This is a genomic window from Haloimpatiens lingqiaonensis, from assembly GCF_901447495.1.
Classification (GTDB): Bacteria; Bacillota; Clostridia; order Clostridiales; family Clostridiaceae; genus Haloimpatiens; species Haloimpatiens lingqiaonensis.
The window spans coordinates 12221-30690 of record NZ_CABDWS010000018.1 but is presented as its reverse complement, the minus strand read 5'-3'; the positions used below and the strand labels follow the sequence as shown (position 1 = coordinate 30690).

23 protein-coding genes are annotated in these 18470 nt (G+C 27.5%); 1 reads left to right on the top strand and 22 read right to left on the bottom strand.

Features of this window, described 5'->3' with window-relative positions:
- Window positions 1-195: 195 nt before the first annotated feature.
- The 22 genes from FGK85_RS05390 to dapF form a co-directional block, all read right to left on the bottom strand.
- On the bottom strand, window positions 196-708 hold the full coding sequence (locus FGK85_RS05390; RefSeq protein WP_171011334.1) for a SpoIIIAH-like family protein: 513 nt from the start codon (window positions 706-708) through the stop codon (window positions 196-198).
- Window positions 709-746: 38 nt separating this feature from the next.
- Window positions 747-1358 carry a stage III sporulation protein AG gene (gene spoIIIAG / locus FGK85_RS05385; RefSeq protein ID WP_138204474.1) on the bottom strand — a complete coding sequence of 204 codons (612 nt, stop codon included), beginning with the start codon at window positions 1356-1358 and terminating at the stop codon, window positions 747-749.
- An 11-nt stretch (window positions 1359-1369) separates the two neighbouring features.
- On the bottom strand, window positions 1370-1945 hold the full coding sequence (gene spoIIIAF / locus FGK85_RS05380) for a stage III sporulation protein AF (protein WP_138204472.1): 576 nt from the start codon (window positions 1943-1945) through the stop codon (window positions 1370-1372).
- A 2-nt stretch (window positions 1946-1947) separates the two neighbouring features.
- On the bottom strand, window positions 1948-3111 hold the full coding sequence (spoIIIAE, locus tag FGK85_RS05375; RefSeq protein ID WP_138204470.1) for a stage III sporulation protein AE: 1164 nt from the start codon (window positions 3109-3111) through the stop codon (window positions 1948-1950).
- A 19-nt stretch (window positions 3112-3130) separates the two neighbouring features.
- Entirely contained in the window at window positions 3131-3514 is a 384-nt protein-coding gene (gene spoIIIAD / locus FGK85_RS05370) for a stage III sporulation protein AD (protein ID WP_138204468.1), read from the bottom strand.
- A gap of 67 nt (window positions 3515-3581) precedes the next feature.
- Window positions 3582-3779, bottom strand: a complete 198-nt coding sequence (gene spoIIIAC, locus FGK85_RS05365; protein WP_138204466.1) for a stage III sporulation protein AC — start codon at window positions 3777-3779, stop codon at window positions 3582-3584.
- Between the two features lie 9 nt (window positions 3780-3788).
- Entirely contained in the window at window positions 3789-4304 is a 516-nt protein-coding gene (spoIIIAB, locus tag FGK85_RS05360) for a stage III sporulation protein SpoIIIAB (RefSeq protein ID WP_138204464.1), read from the bottom strand.
- 12 nt (window positions 4305-4316) lie between these two features.
- The gene (gene spoIIIAA / locus FGK85_RS05355; RefSeq protein ID WP_138204462.1) at window positions 4317-5222 is read right to left on the bottom strand and encodes a stage III sporulation protein AA; all 906 of its coding nucleotides are present in this window, start codon (window positions 5220-5222) and stop codon (window positions 4317-4319) included.
- Window positions 5223-5440: 218 nt separating this feature from the next.
- Window positions 5441-5851: a CD1247 N-terminal domain-containing protein gene (locus FGK85_RS05350; RefSeq protein WP_138204460.1), complete on the bottom strand. Its 411-nt coding sequence runs from the start codon at window positions 5849-5851 to the stop codon at window positions 5441-5443.
- Between the two features lie 44 nt (window positions 5852-5895).
- On the bottom strand, window positions 5896-6453 hold the full coding sequence (gene efp / locus FGK85_RS05345; RefSeq protein WP_138204458.1) for an elongation factor P: 558 nt from the start codon (window positions 6451-6453) through the stop codon (window positions 5896-5898).
- Between the two features lie 257 nt (window positions 6454-6710).
- Complete coding sequence (locus FGK85_RS05340; protein WP_138204456.1) at window positions 6711-7148, bottom strand: hypothetical protein; 438 nt, start codon at window positions 7146-7148, stop codon at window positions 6711-6713.
- Complete coding sequence (locus tag FGK85_RS05335; protein WP_138204454.1) at window positions 7148-7669, bottom strand: hypothetical protein; 522 nt, start codon at window positions 7667-7669, stop codon at window positions 7148-7150. The genes FGK85_RS05340 and FGK85_RS05335 overlap by 1 nt, the downstream gene beginning before the upstream one ends.
- A complete protein-coding gene (locus FGK85_RS05330; RefSeq protein WP_138204452.1) occupies window positions 7657-8388 on the bottom strand; it encodes a type IV pilus biogenesis protein PilM in 732 nt (243 codons plus the stop codon). The genes FGK85_RS05335 and FGK85_RS05330 overlap by 13 nt, the downstream gene beginning before the upstream one ends.
- Before the next feature lie 222 nt (window positions 8389-8610).
- Window positions 8611-9120, bottom strand: a complete 510-nt coding sequence (locus tag FGK85_RS05325) for a hypothetical protein (protein ID WP_138204450.1) — start codon at window positions 9118-9120, stop codon at window positions 8611-8613.
- On the bottom strand, window positions 9090-9536 hold the full coding sequence (locus FGK85_RS05320) for a type II secretion system protein (RefSeq protein ID WP_138204448.1): 447 nt from the start codon (window positions 9534-9536) through the stop codon (window positions 9090-9092). Before FGK85_RS05320 ends, FGK85_RS05325 begins: the two co-directional genes overlap by 31 nt.
- A complete protein-coding gene (locus FGK85_RS05315) occupies window positions 9533-9994 on the bottom strand; it encodes a type IV pilus modification PilV family protein (protein ID WP_138204446.1) in 462 nt (153 codons plus the stop codon). The genes FGK85_RS05320 and FGK85_RS05315 overlap by 4 nt, the downstream gene beginning before the upstream one ends.
- A 1-nt stretch (window position 9995) precedes the next feature.
- Window positions 9996-10433, bottom strand: a complete 438-nt coding sequence (locus FGK85_RS05310; protein WP_138204444.1) for a prepilin-type N-terminal cleavage/methylation domain-containing protein — start codon at window positions 10431-10433, stop codon at window positions 9996-9998.
- 119 nt (window positions 10434-10552) lie between these two features.
- Window positions 10553-10960 (bottom strand): prepilin-type N-terminal cleavage/methylation domain-containing protein, encoded by a 408-nt coding sequence (locus tag FGK85_RS05305; RefSeq protein ID WP_207670519.1) that lies wholly within the window; start codon window positions 10958-10960, stop codon window positions 10553-10555.
- A gap of 19 nt (window positions 10961-10979) precedes the next feature.
- Window positions 10980-12152 carry a type II secretion system F family protein gene (locus tag FGK85_RS05300; protein WP_138204442.1) on the bottom strand — a complete coding sequence of 391 codons (1173 nt, stop codon included), beginning with the start codon at window positions 12150-12152 and terminating at the stop codon, window positions 10980-10982.
- A gap of 94 nt (window positions 12153-12246) precedes the next feature.
- A complete protein-coding gene (locus FGK85_RS05295; RefSeq protein ID WP_138204440.1) occupies window positions 12247-13746 on the bottom strand; it encodes a GspE/PulE family protein in 1500 nt (499 codons plus the stop codon).
- Window positions 13747-13861: 115 nt separating this feature from the next.
- Window positions 13862-14965 carry a TolB-like translocation protein gene (locus tag FGK85_RS05290; RefSeq protein WP_138204438.1) on the bottom strand — a complete coding sequence of 368 codons (1104 nt, stop codon included), beginning with the start codon at window positions 14963-14965 and terminating at the stop codon, window positions 13862-13864.
- Window positions 14966-15784 carry a diaminopimelate epimerase gene (gene dapF, locus FGK85_RS05285; protein ID WP_138204510.1) on the bottom strand — a complete coding sequence of 273 codons (819 nt, stop codon included), beginning with the start codon at window positions 15782-15784 and terminating at the stop codon, window positions 14966-14968.
- A 185-nt stretch (window positions 15785-15969) separates the two neighbouring features.
- Here dapF and FGK85_RS05280 point away from each other — a divergent pair, with 185 nt between their 5' ends.
- Complete coding sequence (locus tag FGK85_RS05280; protein ID WP_138204436.1) at window positions 15970-17703, top strand: Rqc2 family fibronectin-binding protein; 1734 nt, start codon at window positions 15970-15972, stop codon at window positions 17701-17703.
- Window positions 17704-18470: the final 767 nt, after the last annotated feature.

Below are 18470 nucleotides of genomic sequence, written 5' to 3'. Positions count from 1 at the left end.
GTCTCTTAAATAAACAGAGCTCTTAGCTTCAGATAGAGTTTTTACTCCATCTGAAGGTTAGAGATCGTTATCCAGGGACGTAGCTGCCGTTATCTCCCACTTTGTTAGAAGTGGGAGTGTTACGGCAGGTAGTCATCGAATAAATCTCTTTACCCTTAGATACATTATATCAAATACATTTTGCATTTACAATTATTATTCCTTATTTTCAATTTCCACATTATTTGATCCAGTAACACTCATAACCACATCTTGAATTTCTTTTGCTTGTTTATCTGATAATTTTTTACTAGACTTAACTATTACTCTGACCTTATTGTTCTTCTCTATCATGCATACAACATCTTCAAAGCCTTTTCCTTTAAGTGCTATTTCAATTTTATTTTCCTTATCTGCATTAGTTGATATGTTTTTGAATTCTTCTATAACCTTGGATTTTTGTTCTTTATCGATCTTTTCATCATCGATTATAGATTTTAATTCTTCAAGAGTTTGAATAGTACGCTCTTCTTTTAACATTTTTGATTCTGTAAAATAGTTGCTTTTACTTTCTTCCTTTTGGTTATTATTAAAAGATATAGCACTTTTCTCTCCAGTCTTTCCACCACTTTTAGATATTACTGAAGTATTTACCTTAGTTGCCACCATACCTAAGCAAACAATTAACACTAATAATGTTGCAATAATAATAGCTTGTTTCTTATTCATTACAAAACCCCCCATTTCTTCTTACATAGAATTATATGCTACTTTTTCATAGGATATACATTGACTTTAATATTTGGTATGTCAAATAATGCACATACCGCCTTACTTATCCTTAGTTCCGTTACCTTACTTTCAGCCCCCTGTGCCACTACTAATACTCCTGTAATCCTAGGCTTATTTTTTTTCACTATAAGTGGTTTATTACTTCCATCTTCATTAGTAATCACTACGTTTTTATCGTTATTGTTTTGAGAAATTTTTCTCTTTCCACCTGCTGTATCTTCTTCATTAGTCACATTATCAGAATTGCTGATATTCACTGCAGGTACTTTTTCTTCACCACTTTCAAAATAAATCATCACCTCTACCCTTCCAACTCCCTGAATTTTTTCTAGTTTATCCTTTAGTTGATTTTGAAGGAATATTTCATACTCCTTATCATTATTTCCTGTGTACTCTATATTTTCTTTAGTATTTTGATTATTGGCTGCAACTGTGTTTATGCTCTTTTTCCCCTTGAAACTACTGCCAGCTATCATCAATATGCATCCAATTAATATTATTACTATTAAATTAAAAATTTTTTTATTACCATCCTTGTCCTTATTTAATTCATTTTTAAACTTTAATAATTTATCCTTAAAGTTCATTTTATCCCTCCCTAGATTTTATATATATTTATAACATTAATTGGAATTTCAAATTCCTTATTAATATAATTTTTTATCTCTTTATCTAATTTATCCTCAACTTTTTCCTTACTTTTAGGCTCCCTTTTGGTATTTATCACAACTTTTTCTACCACCTTGTGTTTTTTTACTCCCACATTCATGCTCATTATTTTAAAGCTATTAGTGTCCTCTTGATATTTTACTTTTACAGCTATCTTAAAATTATTATCACTATATTTTTCCTTAAGTTTATTCATGCACTGCTTTTCTAAATTATATTCAAAATTTTTACAAGTACTTTCAATATTCTTATTTTTATATTCTTCATAAGTATTTTTATATAACTTATCTTCAGTATATTTATCCATGTTTATAGCACTTGTAATATTTAAATTTCCATTAATGATCTTTATAATAGGATTTATTATTGTGATTATTAATATTAATCCTAATACAAATTTTGCGTATTTTTTCAAATCATTAGAGGGCAATATGGATTCTACTGCTATTATAAAAAATACACAAACACTTATAGTTATTACCCAATTTTTCATAAATTCTATCATTTTTATCCTCCTAAAACCCCACTTCCAGCTGCTGCTATAATGCTTATCATTATAAAAAACATAAATGAAACACTAATTAAAGTGGACATTAGCATGATCAAAGAATCTCCAGAGTCACTTATACATTTCACTATACCCTTGTCACATATAGGCTCTATCAGTGCTGCACTTATTTTATACATAGAAGCTATAATAAATATTTTCATTATAGGGAAAATTATAATAGCTAAAAGTATCACAAGCCCTAAGCTACTTAAAGCATTTTTAGCTAAAAGTGAATATCCCGCTACTGTGGATACTGCATCTGAAAGACATTTACCTACCACTGGAACAAAATTATCTACTGCATATTTTGCTGTCTTAGACGTAACTGCATCTAAAGTTTTAGAAGTAATACCTCTTATACTTACCATGCCTACAAAAACTGTCATAATTATTCCTTGCGTCCATAAAGCTACCTTACTGAATATTTTTGTTAAATTACTTATTTTATAATCATTAGATATGTTATTTACAAAATTTAATACAAAGCTCATAAGTATCATAGGTATAATAAAGCTTACATAAATTCTAGAACATACATTTATAGCCACAATTATTATTGGATTCATAACTGCTGCTTCTGCAATGCCACCTATACTAGCCAGCATTACCAAAAGTACTGGTATAAGTGCAGTCATGAAGTCTACCATGGAATTTATAGTACCTATAACCAGCGATACTCCTATTTTAAAACTCTTAGCTACAATTATTATCACAATAGAATAGCAAGCAAAATATGCTACCTTTGTCATCTTTTCATTACTGAAGGCATTTTCTAAATTTTTTAGTAGTGCACTTATAATTCCTATTACAAGAATATTTATCATTATTTTTAAAGATGCCGATATTTCTCTAAAAGCATAGGACCATAAAGCTTTACCTAGCTTTTTAATTGAAAATTTACCATCACCAGTTTTCATAAAATCCATAACATATTCTTTAGGATTTAATTCTTGTATTATTTCATATTTATTTTTCATATTAGAAATATACTTATACAAACTTTCTATTTGCTCTTCATTAGCAATTTCATTTGTTTCACTGTAGTTCTTTGAAGATGCTTGTACATTATAATTTGTAAAAAACAGGGTAAATATTATTACTAAGCTTATTATTTTCTTCATATCTACCTCACTTTTTTATCTATAAAATTTTTGTAATAGTATCTAAAACCGCCATTAATATTGGTATTGACAATGCTAAAATAAGTATTTTTCCACCAAACTCCACTTTCGATGCTATAGTGCCCTCTCCTGCATCCTTGCATATTTCACTGCAAAAGGTGGCTAAAAAAGCAATAGCCAATACTTTAAAAACTATGTTCAGATAAACAAAATCAATATTAGCCTTTGTAGCTAAATTTTGTAGAAATTTAATTATTACCGATAGTTTATCTATCATAAATACAAATATAGAACACCCGCAAAATATACTAATAAGCAGGGCTATATCATCTCTTCTTTTTTTGAATATGGATAGTATAAACAAAGCTATAAAAGCAAAAGTGGCTATCTTAACAATTTCCATACCTTCCTCCTATTGTTTAATATGTTTATTTAGAAACCTAAAATTAAATTCTTTACATATTGCTATACTATAGCTGAAATAATGTTTTAACTGTAGAAAACAATTTACTTATTAAATTAATAACCATCATAAGTATAATAACCACTCCTGCCAAATTAGTTATTACTGCATATTCATCCTTTCCTCCACTTTTAAGAACCTTGTCTAGGATTATTATAAGTATACCAACAGCTCCAATTTTAAATATTAAACCTACGTCTAACATGCCTACCTCCTATAACAACATGATTACTAACATAGCTCCTATAGAAAAACCTAAATATCTATACATCTTGATGTTTTTTTCCATAGCTTTTTCTGCAGCATCAATTTGCTTTTTTAATCTTTCCATAGTAAATAGTATTATTGCCCTTTGTCCTTCTAAATCAGATTTTCCTAAGCTCTTACTTAAATTTAAAAGTATATCTATATCCTCCTCCTTTAATTTTAAATCCTTCTGCTCATCAATACTTATTTTAAATCCTTCGTATACATCTTCTACTTTATTATTATTTAAAAGCTCCCACATACGATTAAAAATCTTTTTAACTTCCCCCTTTGCTTTAAAACTTATAGACTTAAAAGCATCTGGCAGTGATGTATATGTGTAAAACATTTCGTTTTTCAATAGATATACAGCTTTTTCAAACTCTCTTAATTGTTCTACCCTTTTTTTAAATTCCCCACCATAGTAAAACCCGGTATAAGTAGAAGATATAATTATAATTAAACTTCCAATTATTTTAATCATAATAACCTCTTTCTAAACTTTACTTCCTTTATTAAAATCATATACATATTCAACAGTGCCAACTCCTTTAGTGTTACTGAGTATAATGGCTCTAGAGAATACCTTATTATCTATTATTTCCTTAAACACAGCTCTTCTATAAAGATCGTTTTCATCGTATCCATGTATAGTTGTGATAACCTTTACTCCAGAATTTAGTGCAAGTATTATATTTTCCATGTCCCTATAAGTTCCTATTTCATCACAAACTATAACTTCAGGCCCCATACTTCTTATGGCCATGGATATACCGTAGCTTTTAGGACAACTATCCAAAACATCGGTTCTTATTCCTACATCCATTTGCGGCACCCCTAGATAGCATCCGGCTATTTCACTTCTCTCATCTATTACAGAAACTTTTTTGCCATTTATACGCCCATCCATTCCATTAGATATATTTCTTGTTATATCTCTTATCAAAGTGGTTTTGCCACATTTAGGCGGTGAAATTATTATAGTATTCATAGGCTCTCCATTTTCAATTAAAAAAGGCATTACCTTGTTTGCACAACCTATTATTTGCCTACAAATTCTAATATTTATGGAGCTTATATTTTTTATGGTTTTTATTTTGTCCTTTTCCACCACACAGCTGCCACATATGCCAATTCTATGTCCGCCCCTTATGGTAATATATCCTTGTCTTATTTCTTCATCAAAGGCATATAATGAATAACTACTAAATCTTTGAATAATACTTTTAAGTTCCTCTTCCTTAGGAATATAATTCTTTAAAATTTCTTTGTTATTTATCCCCAAAATTATAGGTTTTCCAAGTCTTATTCGTATTTCCTGAAGTTTGTCCAATTCTTCTGTGTTTTGTATTAGTTTAATTAAAGCTTCATTTAAGAATTTTTCTAAACCATATAAGTACATCAACATTTCCTCCTCTCTTAATTAATTTCTATTTATTATCTATCTAATTTATTACTTAATTTTTGAAATATTTACAAATAAGAAAATACAAAAGATCCTATTAAAAATTAATTATTTTGAGATATTACTTTTACAATTTAAAATATTATATTTTAAGGCATAAAAAAAGAGCATACCACTAGTGTATACTCTCATTTTATCAATGCTTTGGTTACATTTTATTCAGTTTTTTCTTTTTCCTTGCAACATAAAACCATATTATATCTGCAATTAGGACATTCTAAATGTTCGTTACTTTGGAATAGTGTTTTGTCAATGAATATGGACTCACTACAACTAGGACATTTTATTTCTTCAAAGTCTTCATCATTGTATTCACAGCCTTCATCAATAATCTCTTCACTTAACCCATATATTTCATCTTCAACATTTATTAAGTCATTATCAATCTGCTCTATGTATTCTTTTATTTCACCATTAGAATTCTTAAGAGAACAAATTTCATCTGCCATGCATTCTAATATATCTACCATTTCTTTAATTACTTTTCCTTCTTTTGTTTCCGAATCTATGTGCAATCCATCTATATATCCCTTAAGATAGGATACTTTTTGCTTAACCGAATTCATATAACCACATCCTTATAAACAATTTAAGTTATAATTAGTATAACCTAAACTCTTTCCATATATTCTCCAGTTCTTGTATCTATTCTTACCATTTGTCCTTCTTCTACAAATAAAGGAACTTGAATCATTGCTCCTGTTTCCATTTTAGCTGCTTTTGTAACGTTAGTAGCTGTATTACCTTTAACACTTGGTTCTGTTTCAACTACTTGAAGTTCTACAAAGTTTGGAGCTTCTACTGAGAAAGCTTCTCCTTTAAAGAATTTTATAACTGCAAACATATTTTCCTTTAAGAATTTTATTGCATCTTCTACTTTTTCATAGTTTAAAGGAATTTGCTCATAAGTTTCTTGATCCATGAAGTAATATAATTCTCCATCAGAGTATAAGTATTGCATTTCTTTTCTTTCTATAACAGCTTCTTGTAATTTTTCAGTTGGGTTAAATGTTCTTTCTACTACTCCGCCAGATATAACATTTTTTATTTTAGTTCTAACGAAAGCAGCTCCTTTACCTGGTTTTACATGTAAGAAATCTACTACTGTAAAAACTTGTCCATCAAATTCAAAAGTTGTTCCTTTTCTTAAATCTCCTGCTGAAATCATTCGGTATCCCTCCAAAAAAAAATAAATTTCATTTATTATTATAACCTTTAATAGGCAATCAATACAATTATATTGTATCTATATCCATCATATGCATACTCAATGCAACTTCATATGTTGAACAATGATATTTTATCAAAACTAATCAATATTTGCAAATATTTCTTTATAATGCAGTTGTGAACTACCTTCACATACTTCATTGAAGTGAAAGTTTCTTGTTAAATATACCCAACGTTAAATATTCATAGTACTTTTTAAAGCACAATACATTCCATATTTATTATTACCTTATTTTCTTTAAAAATAACACTTTTAATTTTAAAATTTTTATTTTTTAAAAAGAATTTTTTAATATTAATATCATTAGCAAACTCCTCTAAAGTTTTGGTATAACATAGCTGTAACTTTGCACATTTACTGCCATTAACTTCTTCTAATGACATTTCATTTATCTCCAATAATTTTAAACTATGTATTTCTTTTAGTACATGGCTATACTTATTTTTATTTTGTTCTTTATTTTCCTTTATATTTACTTTATTTTTGTACTGCCACAATTGTGTGCGCTGTTTAACTCCTTTCAAATCCTTGCCTTTTATACTCAACTCCCTATGTAAAAAATAATTATACAATACTAATACTGTAGACATAGTAATAACAATTATTATAGTTAAAAATTTTTTTCTATTCATTACTTCACTTCCATTTTTACACTAAAACCTATATTTTCTTCTTTCTTTGAATTGCTAAAATCTTTAATCTGGTATTTATTTTCCTTTTCCATTTTTTCTAAGTAATTTATATAACTACTTATACCACTAGCGTTTGCATTAAACTGGATTTCTTTTTCATTTACATTTATACTATTAAAACTAATACTACTTTTAGAAAAATTATATAAATCTATAAAATTATTTATAGATTCTATACTTGCTTTATCATTGCTATTATATTTAATACTATCCTTGCTATTATTTTTGCTATCATCTTCATTACTATATTTACTGATGTTTTTACTACTGTAATTATATTTATCCATATTTTCCTCACATATTTTAATTTCCTTAGAGATCTTTTGAACTTTCTCTTTATAGAAAAGAGCATTTATTATCATCATTATATTAATTATGGTAAATATAATTATAATTTTATTAAAAATTTCATTTCTATTTTTTTCTTTATATTCCCTAGGTAAAAAATTTACTTTATACACATTCTATACTTCCAATCTTTTGTAAAGTTTTCTATTATATTCTTTTCCTTATAATCCAATATAACTAATTTATATTTTCTTTCTAGTTCCTTTAATATATCCTCATATTCAAACCACAATACATAAACTTTATTGTTCTCTATATCCATCAATTGATTTTCTATTATAGGGCTAAACTCCAGAAAAAACTCCTGAAAATCCCCAGTAAAATCTCTAATCATAGAATTATCTACCAAAATATCATTTTTTATAGCCATTATATATACATTTCTATTATTTTCAAATAGCAATGTATATTCCTTATCATCCACATAATTTTTTACATAATTTAAAATAACAAATTGAATTAAATTCACTAATTTCAATTTAGTTCCCTTTTCTAATAATCCATGCAAATTATTGATTTTTCTAGAATTAATACAAAAGACCATTATTTCATAAGACTTTTTTAGCTTTTTACATATATAATAGTCAAATAGAATATCCTCCATATCTGTGAAATAGTACTTTAACTGATACTCTATCATTTTGTACAATTTATCCTTTGATACCTTAGGAAGATTCAAAAGTTTAATATAAACTCTTTCTCCTTCTACTATTAAATATAAATTTCTATTTTTTAAATCTACATTTACGTTTTTAATGCTTTCAAAATTATTTTTGTTCCATAAAAAAGTATCCCTATCCTCTATTTTAATTATTGTATTTTTTTTAATCAAATAAAAACCTCCTCATTATATTTCTATAAACAGAGCTCTTAGCTGCAGATGGAGTTTTTGCTCCAACTGAAGGTTAGAGATCGTTATCCAGGGACGTAGCTGCCGTTATCTCCCACTTTGTTAGAAGTGGGAGATAACGGCAGGTAGTCATCGAATAAAACATTAATTTTCAAATAGCATTTAAAACTGTTTCTCATTAGAAAATAATTCAGAAAAATAAAATTAATATTTACTTAGTAATACATATGTGAATTTAATATTTTCTTTCTCTATAGTACACTTATATATTTCCCTTATCCTATATGCTTTCGAAAATATGGTAACTATTTGAAAATATACTCCTGCCTCCAAAAATTCATATTCCTTATCTGGCTCTACATATTCTATAAATGATTTTTCACAGATAAAATTATCATTTAATTTAGATGCTCCTTCTTGTATAACATTGTTATTTAATTCCTCTACCAAATATTCTTTTACTCCCTCACAACTTAAAGGTTGAACATTCAAATTAATGGAATTGTATATTTCACTCAATAACACTTCTTTGCTATCTTCTTTTATATCACTTTTAAGCTGATATTCTTTAATATAATTATTTACAGTTATAGTGGAAGTGTTCAATAATAAACTATAGTTCACTAATGTAATAAGAATTAATACTGCAAATATAGTATAAATAAATATATATCCCTTTTTCTTTAGTTTTCTAATGGTATAAATCTTGAACACTCCTTTCCTGTAATATCTTGAATTTTCACAAACAAAACTTTGGCATTTTTATATACATTAAAATTCTTAACATCTTTGCATATTGTATTGAAAGTCTTTTTACCAGAATGGTAATTTACATCTTCATACTCTATCTTTAATACACCTTTTTCTAATTTAATGGTTTTTATTTTATTTTTCTTATTGTCTACTACTTTAATTGTATTATCCTGCACTTGAATATCTGATTTACCATGTAATACTTTATGTATAAAATTAATTCCTTCATTTATAGATGAATAATTAACTGTACATTGAAGATTTCTAGAAAAACTTCTTATTTCTCTTGCTAAAACCCTAATTTCTAATGAAAATAATATAGATGCAATACTCACAGCTATTACTAATTCTATAAGTGTAAAAGCTTTTTTCTTCATTGATAATTCCCCTTCAAAAATTCTGTACTAATATTTTCAATTTTATTGTTTACTAAAAAAAATACCTTTAATTTTATTTTAAATACCTTTTCACTTCTAAAATCCTCTATTTCCACCTTTACCCTAGGATAATCATCTACACTAATGGTTTCATTGAAAATCTCATTAAAGTTCTTATTAAAATCCCCATTACCAAGCATATCCACATCTATTTTATCTTTTGAAATATTTAATTTATTATTTTCCTTAAGGAATTTTATTTGTTCATAGGTAGTATTTTTCAACAAATTGTACTTTAACCCTGATAGAAAACAACAATACCTCTGTATATTTTCTTGCCTATGGTTTATTTTATTAATAAATATTTTAAGTCTAAATACGGATGCAATTACCATAAAAAATATCACTGCACTGCATAAAACTTCTACAAAACCAAAACCCCTTCTTTTTTTAATCATTTTACTCCACCTTTACACTGGCATAGCCTGAACCTACTTGAATTGTCACTCTTTTTTTTCCCGAATTGGTATTAATTTTTATAGTACATGCACTGCTGGTAAAACCTAATCTATCTATTTCTATCTTTTCTAACGTACTATTCATACTTTCCACTTCTATACCAGAAGGTACTATTAATGTATCTATTTTTAGGGAATTATGTTTAAACACAAAACCCGATCCATTTTGAAGTTTTTCTATTGTCCCTGACTGTTCATGACCTTTACAATAACTTTTACATTTATTTATAAATAATACTACATTGTGTACACAGAAATTTACTTCTACATCTTGTTTTAATTTTTTAAAGTTTCTATAAGCAAATACCATTCCACAAGAAATCCCTGTAATTAAGGCCATTACTATTATAATTTCTATCAGTGTATATGCTTTTTTCATATATCTTTCACCCCAAGTAATAAGGCCGTTGCATTAATGAATTTACATACAATATATTGTTTTGTGGCTTTAAATCTAATACAAGATATCATAGTATTTGTGGCTGGTGCAACAACCCCTTAGTAATTTTTATAAATTAGACTTTCACTTTTACTATTTAAATAGAATATCTCACATATATTTTTTTCTAAATCCATTAAACATTTATATTCTTTTCCATTGTAATTGTATTTAACTTCCAAATAACTTTCTTTTGCTGATCCCTCATTACTCACGCTAATTACAGAACTCCCTAAATCCTTCTGGATAAATTCCTTTATAGATTTCAAATCACTTTTTTTATTAATAAAATAACAGTCCACAGCACTTAAATATATTCCTTTACCTACAGTTAAAGCCTCCTCTTCAATAACATAATCCCTATATTTTAAATAATTAGGAGTGGCTATTAAAGTTATTATTGAAATTATAGATAAAACTATAATCAACTCTATCATTGTAAATCCTTTATTTACAAACTTACTCACCCTAACACTCCCTCCTAAGTCACAGCTTCATAGATGATGTCATATTTATAACAGGTATTAAAGCAGCAATAATTATACTTCCTATAAATATGGATATAAAAACTATCAGCGCTGGCTCTATAATTTCAGAGATTTTATTTAATTTATATTTAAATTCCTGCTCCAAAATTATTTCTATATTATTTAATGCCTCTTCCATGTCTCCACTAGTCTCCCCTATAGAAAGCATGGAAATAGTAAAACTTTGAAATATATCTATGCACTCCAATGTTTTATAAATACCGCTTCCCCTCTTTATTTTATCTAAAGCAGCTGTATATTTATCTTTTATGTACCCATTATCTGTGGATTCTATTATAGTGTTCAAAGCCGTTACTATATTTGTACCGCTACTTAGCAATATACTTAAACTTTTTACAAACTTTATCTCTTCCCATCTTAAAATGTATTTTCCAATAAAGGGTATTTTAAATTTTATCTTTTGACTATAACTTTTATTAAATTTAAAACATAATAAAACTGACATTATAACCATGGCCATAAACATAATTCCTTTGTCAAATAAAAATATAAGTATTTTGGTACTTTTGGGAACCACACCACCCATTTCTACAATCATATTAATAAAAGTTGGTATAGCCTTTATCCTAAGCAAAATTATAGCAATAGATGAAACCGTTAATGTTATTATTGGATAGGTTAATGATTTTTTAATCTTATTCTTCAGTTCTTCTAAATAGTAATAGTGCCTTGCCAATTTATAAAATATCCCCTCTAAATTCCCGCTTTCTTCTGCTATTTTGATCATACACATCATAAAGGATGGATATATACCATTTAAGCTTTCCATAGCACTATATAAACTTTCTCCTTGGGAAACCAATTGAAAAAGCTGCCAAGTTTTTTTCTTAAGAAACTGTTCCTTGAATCTAGCACTTAATAACCGTAAAGATTCAGGTACACTTATACCAGATTTTATCAAATAATAACTTTGCTGACAAAATAAAAATGTCTCTTTTAAATTAAGTTTTCTTTTTAACCCTATTCTCTCTTCTCTTACTTCCTTGCATTCTAATAGAAATAATTTTCTTTTGTTTAAGTCCCTAACCATTTCCTCTACACTAATATTGTTATATACCCCTTTAATGATTTTTCTATCTATATCTAAAGCTTTATAACTATATTTCTTCATCTTTTTCACCTACAGCACATAAATATTAATTTTACATTTTTCTTTTATAACTTATAAAGTTGAATTACTAACTCTATCTTTTATACACTATGTTTTATATAATGTGTTTCACTATCTCTTCATAGGTAGTTGTGCTCATTTTAACTAATTCAATTGCTCTTTCTTTTAATGATTTTCCTACATAGAAATTATACTTATGAGATTTTTCATCTATAGAATTTATATTTCTTATAAATTCTCTTTCCTTATCACCTATAACCAGTATTTCATATAGTACAGTTCTAGAAGAATACCCTGTGTTATTGCAATAAGCACATCCCTTTCCTCTAAAAAGCAACTGTTCTTCATTTAAATTCAAAACTCTTTTCTCTTCCTCAGAGGGTTTATAACTTTCTTTGCAATAATTGCATATCTTTCTTACAAGTCTTTGAGAAATAACAGCTAATAAGGTATCTGCTAATAAATAATTTTCAACCCCCATATCCATGAGTCTAAGTATGGTTCCTGAAGAATCCTTGGTATGAAGTGTAGAAAATACTAAATGTCCTGTCATAGCAGCTTTTACTGCTATTTTTGCAGTCTCACTATCTCTTATTTCTCCTACCATAATTACATCTGGATCCTGCCTTAATATACTTCTTAAGCCCTGTGCAAAAGTCAAGCCCACTTTATTGTTTATATTAATTTGATTTACAAAAGGCATATTGTATTCTACTGGATCTTCTATGGTAGTAATATTGTATTGCTTTTGATTTAGCTCCTTTAAAAGAGAATACAAGGTAGTACTTTTTCCACTTCCCGTGGGCCCAACTACCAATATCATCCCATTAGGCTTTTCAATACATTTTTTTATTAATTTATAACTTTCCTCTTTAAATCCTAAAGAATCTAGTGAAATTTCTCCTCCCTCCTTGTGCAAAATTCTTATTACTACCTTTTCACCATACACCGTAGGTAAAGTAGATACTCTAAGGTCATATCTATTTTCCTCAAGCTTATAATAAATTTTTCCATCTGCTGGCATAAACTTTTTAGATATGTCCATGTTTGCCATAATCTTTATTCTGCAAACTAAAAAGCTATATACTCTTTTGGACAATTCTGTATACACTATTAATGCTCCATCTATCCTAAATCTTACAATAACATAATCTTGAAATGGTTCTATATGTATATCACTAGCTCTCATTGATATAGCTTCATTGATTATAGTATTAGCTATTTTAACCGCTGGAGCATTCTCTACCTCTTTTGAATTTTCAATACCTTGAATGTTCTCATCTAATCCATTACTTTTCTCAATTTCCTTTATAGCTCCCTGAAGAATTATTTTCTTATGATATTTTTCTATCACCATACTTAATTGTTTTTTCTCTACTAAATATATTTTTAAATCCATTTTATATATGAATTTAATATAATCTATAGCACTTTCATTTAATTCCTTTGAAGCTAAAACGCAGACCTTGTAATCTTCTATATTAAACGGTAAAATACAAAATTTATTAGCTGCACTTCTAGATATTTTAGTTAATACATCCATATTTAGTTTTAAATTAAAAATATCTAAATTATGTTCTTTAATTACAACCATATTACCCCACCTTTTTTATACTATATTTATATCCTTTAATGTATTTTTTAAACATGTATGTAAAAAAAATCTGGATTATTTTATTAAATAATCCAGATTTAACTTTATACTATTTTTAATTGTTCTTATAAATCTTATAATTATTTGAACTATTTGTTATTAGACTAGTAGAATTGTTTTTTGTATCGTAAATATATATATCATTTTTATCTTCACTATCTTTCCCTGCAAATATAACATTCCCCTTTGGATCTAAGGCCAAGCCTCCCAATTTATCTACATTTTTAGGTAAATCATAGGTTAGCTGAGAACATTCAAAAGTATTTAAATCTATTGAAAATAATGAATACCCACCGCTTTGTAAAGATTCTCCTATAAAATATAATAGTTTTTTATCTTTATTTTGGACTACTGCCGTCATGTCACTTATATTTTTACATATAAGCTTTTTATCTCCTGTTTTTACATTATAATAAGTAAGTTTATATTCATCTTCTCTATTGTCTAAAACTAATATTTCATCCTTAGATATTGAATATATATTACAGCAAAGCCCCTCTAATTTATCTAAATATACAGATTCCTCTCCAGATTTTATATTATACTTATATATATGTCCTGAATTAGGTTTATCTGATATAATACCATAATAAATTATATTTTCATCGTCCAACCACTGATATACATTTCCAGATACTAAAACTTTTGTTTTAATCTTGATTTCTTTATCCTCATCTATATTATATATCCTAATTCCTTCAGGCATATTCATGTTTGCATCCTTAAAACTTCTAAATAATATATTATTATTATTTGGAGATATTTTAATATCTGCATAAATAGAAGATTCATTTAATATTTTAGTATTATTACCTTTTTTAATTTTTATCTGATTTGCAATTTTCCCATTTTTATCTATTTTTTTCACAAGGAAGATATATACATCTTTTTCTTTGCTGTAAATTAAATCTAAAATATCCTCTGTAGGTATCTTCCCAATTTTATCTAAGGTATCTCCATTTATACTAAATAATTGATTATAATCACTTTTTCTACACAGTATGGTTACATTTGGAAACTTTATACTGCCTATGTCTATAGAAACTTCTGGGGTATTTTGACTATTGTTTTTATTTGTATTAGATTTACTACAAGCTGAAATATTTAAAGCTATTATTAATACTAAAGTTGTTGATAATAATCTACCAGTGCGTTTCATTTATATTTCACATACTCCTTCAAAAGAAATTTCTGCACTACCTGTCATTAAAACTTTATTATCTTGTATCTCTATTTGTAAAATGCCACCTGGAACATGAACTTTTACTTTTTCACCTAATAAATTCAATGTGTTTCCTGCTACTACCGAAGCACAACTGCCAGTACCACAAGCCATAGTCGCTCCAGCACCTCTTTCCCAAGTCATAACTCTTATTTCTTCTCTACTAACTATTTCTACAAAATTAACATTGGTGCCTTGAGGAAAAAGATTATATTTTTCTATTACTTTTCCCTCCTCCACATTAAAATCATTTAATTTTCCAAAAACAACGGTATGAGGAACTCCCATTAATAAGCTAGTTATATTATATTTCTTGTTACCTACCTCTATGGCTTTATCAATTACCTTTTCGCTACTTAAAGAAGGTATTTTATCCGGTTCAAATTCGGGACTTCCCATATTTATAGTAACATTCTCTAATTTATTATTATTTATATTAAGATGAGCTATTTTTATGCCATCTCCTGTTTCTATATTTATCTTATCTTTCTTTACAATATCCTTTTCCCAAAGGTATTTTGCAAAGCATCTTATGCCATTACCGCACATTGCAGCATAGGAACCATCTGCATTTATTATTTCCATCCTTATATCCCCTAAACTACTTCTTTTTACACATATTATTCCATCTGCACCTATTCCAAAATTTCTATGACACAATTTACTGGCTAATTCACTTAAATTATTTAATTTGTTCTCCAAATCATTTATAACTATGAAATCATTTCCACAACCATGCATTTTAGTAAAATACATTTTCACTTACATCACCTTCCACATTTCTATAAATATATTGTAACATAAAAATTTAATTCTCTTAATGTTTTATTAGTGTTTTATTAATGCTATACTAAAGTATACAATATTTAAATAAATAATCAATACAAGTTTGGTTACAATGATTATTTATTTTATAACTTTTTTAGAGAGGATGAAATAAATTGGCTTTAGATGGATTATTTTTATATAGTATAAAAGAAGAATTAAAAAACTTAATAGGCTGTAAAGTAGATAAAGTAAATCAACCTGAAAAGGATGAAATAATATTAAGTATAAGAGAAAATAGACAAAATAAAAAACTTTTAATAAGTGCTAGTTCCAATTATCCAAGAATACACTTTACAAATATTCAAAAACAAAATCCCCAAAAGGCACCTATGTTTTGCATGATTTTAAGAAAGTACCTAAATGCTGCTAAAATAATAGACGTTCAACAGTTAAATTTTGATAGAATACTGAATATAACTTTTGAGAGTTCTGATGAAATGGGCTTTAATAGTAAATACAATTTAATAATAGAAATCATGGGACGACACAGTAATATAACTCTTGTAAGGGAAAGAGATAATATAATAATGGATAGTATAAAGCACATTACCTCGGATATAAATAGTTATAGAAATCTTTATGCAGGAATAGAATATATCTATCCTCCAAAGTCTAATAAGCTTAACCCTGGAGACTTTTCAATGGAAGATTTCACAAAACATATAAATGAAAACAACATAACTATTTCTGAAAAGTTTTTTTCTAAAACCTTTACGGGCATAAGCACTGATCTTTCAAAAGAAATTTTTTATAGATTTAATACTTATAATGTATATGAAAAAAGTAGTTTGGAAGATTTATTTAAATTCTCAAAAGAATTTTTCACTAAATTTTTAAGTAACCAATTTGAATTTTCCTATTATATGGATAAAAATGGTTTATTAAAAGACTTTCACTGCATGGACTTATTAAGTCTTGAGGAAAATAACATAAAAAAACAATACGCTTCCCCATCATTGTTATTGGAGGATTTTTACTTTGCAAAAGATAAAATAGATAGGCTTAAATCGAAAAGCGCTGATTTAGAAAAATTAATTCATACTAACATGGATAGATGTTTAAAAAAGATAAAAATTTTAAATGAAACTTTAGAAAAATGTAAATCTAAGGATACCTTTAAACTTTATGGCGAATTGTTAACTGCCAATATATATAGTATAAAAAAAGGAGATTCTGAAGCCACACTACTAAATTACTATAGTGAAAAAGAAGAATACCTTACTATAGGCCTGGATGAAAATAAAACTCCTTCAGAAAATGTTCAATATTATTATAAAAAATATAACAAATTAAAAACTTCAGAAGAAATGGGTACTCTTCAACTTAAAAGTACAGAAGAGGAACTTGAATATTTATCATCTGTTTTAAGCAATATAGAAAATGCTGATAACTATGATGAAATTGACGATATAAAAAAGGAATTAGTCCAAACTGGCTATATAAAATTTAGAAAATCTTTGAAAAATAAAAATAAAAAAGAATCCACTCCTCTACACTTTATATCCAGCGACGGCTTTCATATTTACGTAGGAAAAAATAATTTACAAAATGATTATTTAACATTAAAGTTTGCTAGAAAAAATGATATATGGATGCATACAAAAGAGGTACATGGCTCTCACGTAATAATTAAAAATACCGGTGACATAACCGATAAAACCCTTGAAGAAGCAGCTTCCCTTGCAGCTTACTACAGTAAGGGGAGAAATTCATCAAAGGTAGCTGTGGATTATACAGAAATTAAAAATGTAAAAAAACCTTCTGGAGCTAAGCCAGGCATGGTTATTTACTATACTAATAAAACCATATTGGCAGAGCCAAAAATCTTAGTTACAGAAGAAGAATAGATTGTGAAGTAAGTGGCTTAGGAAAAATCTGCTTTTAATTCCGTGATAAAATTGAAATTTGGGACTGTGAACAGTACGCTAAGAATTAAGTAAGAAGTAAAAAGTAAGAAATAAGAAATACGAGATTAGGTACTAGGTACTGGGTGCTAGGTGCTAGGAAAGGATGATTTTTCTCCACTACGTTACGGAAAATCTTTAATTAAATAAATAGGATAGTAAGAAAAGCTATAACTGTTTCATTTAATGGAATAGTTATAGCTTTCTTTTAAACGCTTTAAAAATCTTTTATTGGCGATAGCCAGGCTAAATACGTAAGTACGATTAGGGTTTATAGATAAGAATATGTAATTTTAATTGTTGAGTGAATAGGAACTTGTAGATAAGTAATGGGGAATAGTTAAAAAAGTCAGAACTAATAGGTAAAAAGTCAGAAGTTTAGCACTTAAAAAGTGTTTTGCGCGTAAGCCCGCTGAGTGTAGGTGAAGGTATAGCTATTTTGCGACCTATCGGTCTGTGGCCTTACCAGCCCTTTAAGCAAATAACTTTCGAAAGGCTACGCCTAAAAAAAGATTATGAACACTCCCTTTTTATAAACAGAACTCTTAGCTTCAGATGGAGTTTTTACTCCAACTGAAGGTTAGAGATCGTTATCCAGGGACGTAGCTGCCGTTATCTCCCACTTTGTTAGAAGTGGGAGTGTTACGGCAGGTAGTCATCGGATAAATTAAAAATTTCCTAAATAAAATGAAGAAAATCCACATTAATTG

What these genes read in the sequence shown, in the direction of transcription:
- FGK85_RS05390 (WP_171011334.1), bottom strand. Translation starts at nt 708, where the DNA reads ATGAATAAGAAACAAGCTATTATTATTGCAACATTATTAGTGTTAATT.
- spoIIIAG (WP_138204474.1), bottom strand. Translation starts at nt 1,358, where the DNA reads ATGAACTTTAAGGATAAATTATTAAAGTTTAAAAATGAATTAAATAAG.
- spoIIIAF (WP_138204472.1), bottom strand. Translation starts at nt 1,945, where the DNA reads ATGATAGAATTTATGAAAAATTGGGTAATAACTATAAGTGTTTGTGTA.
- spoIIIAE (WP_138204470.1), bottom strand. Translation starts at nt 3,111, where the DNA reads ATGAAGAAAATAATAAGCTTAGTAATAATATTTACCCTGTTTTTTACA.
- spoIIIAD (WP_138204468.1), bottom strand. Translation starts at nt 3,514, where the DNA reads ATGGAAATTGTTAAGATAGCCACTTTTGCTTTTATAGCTTTGTTTATA.
- spoIIIAC (WP_138204466.1), bottom strand. Translation starts at nt 3,779, where the DNA reads ATGTTAGACGTAGGTTTAATATTTAAAATTGGAGCTGTTGGTATACTT.
- spoIIIAB (WP_138204464.1), bottom strand. Translation starts at nt 4,304, where the DNA reads ATGATTAAAATAATTGGAAGTTTAATTATAATTATATCTTCTACTTAT.
- spoIIIAA (WP_138204462.1), bottom strand. Translation starts at nt 5,222, where the DNA reads ATGTACTTATATGGTTTAGAAAAATTCTTAAATGAAGCTTTAATTAAA.
- FGK85_RS05350 (WP_138204460.1), bottom strand. Translation starts at nt 5,851, where the DNA reads ATGAATTCGGTTAAGCAAAAAGTATCCTATCTTAAGGGATATATAGAT.
- efp (WP_138204458.1), bottom strand. Translation starts at nt 6,453, where the DNA reads ATGATTTCAGCAGGAGATTTAAGAAAAGGAACAACTTTTGAATTTGAT.
- FGK85_RS05340 (WP_138204456.1), bottom strand. Translation starts at nt 7,148, where the DNA reads ATGAATAGAAAAAAATTTTTAACTATAATAATTGTTATTACTATGTCT.
- FGK85_RS05320 (WP_138204448.1), bottom strand. Translation starts at nt 9,536, where the DNA reads ATGAAGAAAAAAGCTTTTACACTTATAGAATTAGTAATAGCTGTGAGT.
- FGK85_RS05315 (WP_138204446.1), bottom strand. Translation starts at nt 9,994, where the DNA reads ATGATTAAAAAAAGAAGGGGTTTTGGTTTTGTAGAAGTTTTATGCAGT.
- FGK85_RS05310 (WP_138204444.1), bottom strand. Translation starts at nt 10,433, where the DNA reads ATGAAAAAAGCATATACACTGATAGAAATTATAATAGTAATGGCCTTA.
- FGK85_RS05300 (WP_138204442.1), bottom strand. Translation starts at nt 12,152, where the DNA reads ATGAAGAAATATAGTTATAAAGCTTTAGATATAGATAGAAAAATCATT.
- FGK85_RS05295 (WP_138204440.1), bottom strand. Translation starts at nt 13,746, where the DNA reads ATGGTTGTAATTAAAGAACATAATTTAGATATTTTTAATTTAAAACTA.
- FGK85_RS05290 (WP_138204438.1), bottom strand. Translation starts at nt 14,965, where the DNA reads ATGAAACGCACTGGTAGATTATTATCAACAACTTTAGTATTAATAATA.
- dapF (WP_138204510.1), bottom strand. Translation starts at nt 15,784, where the DNA reads ATGTATTTTACTAAAATGCATGGTTGTGGAAATGATTTCATAGTTATA.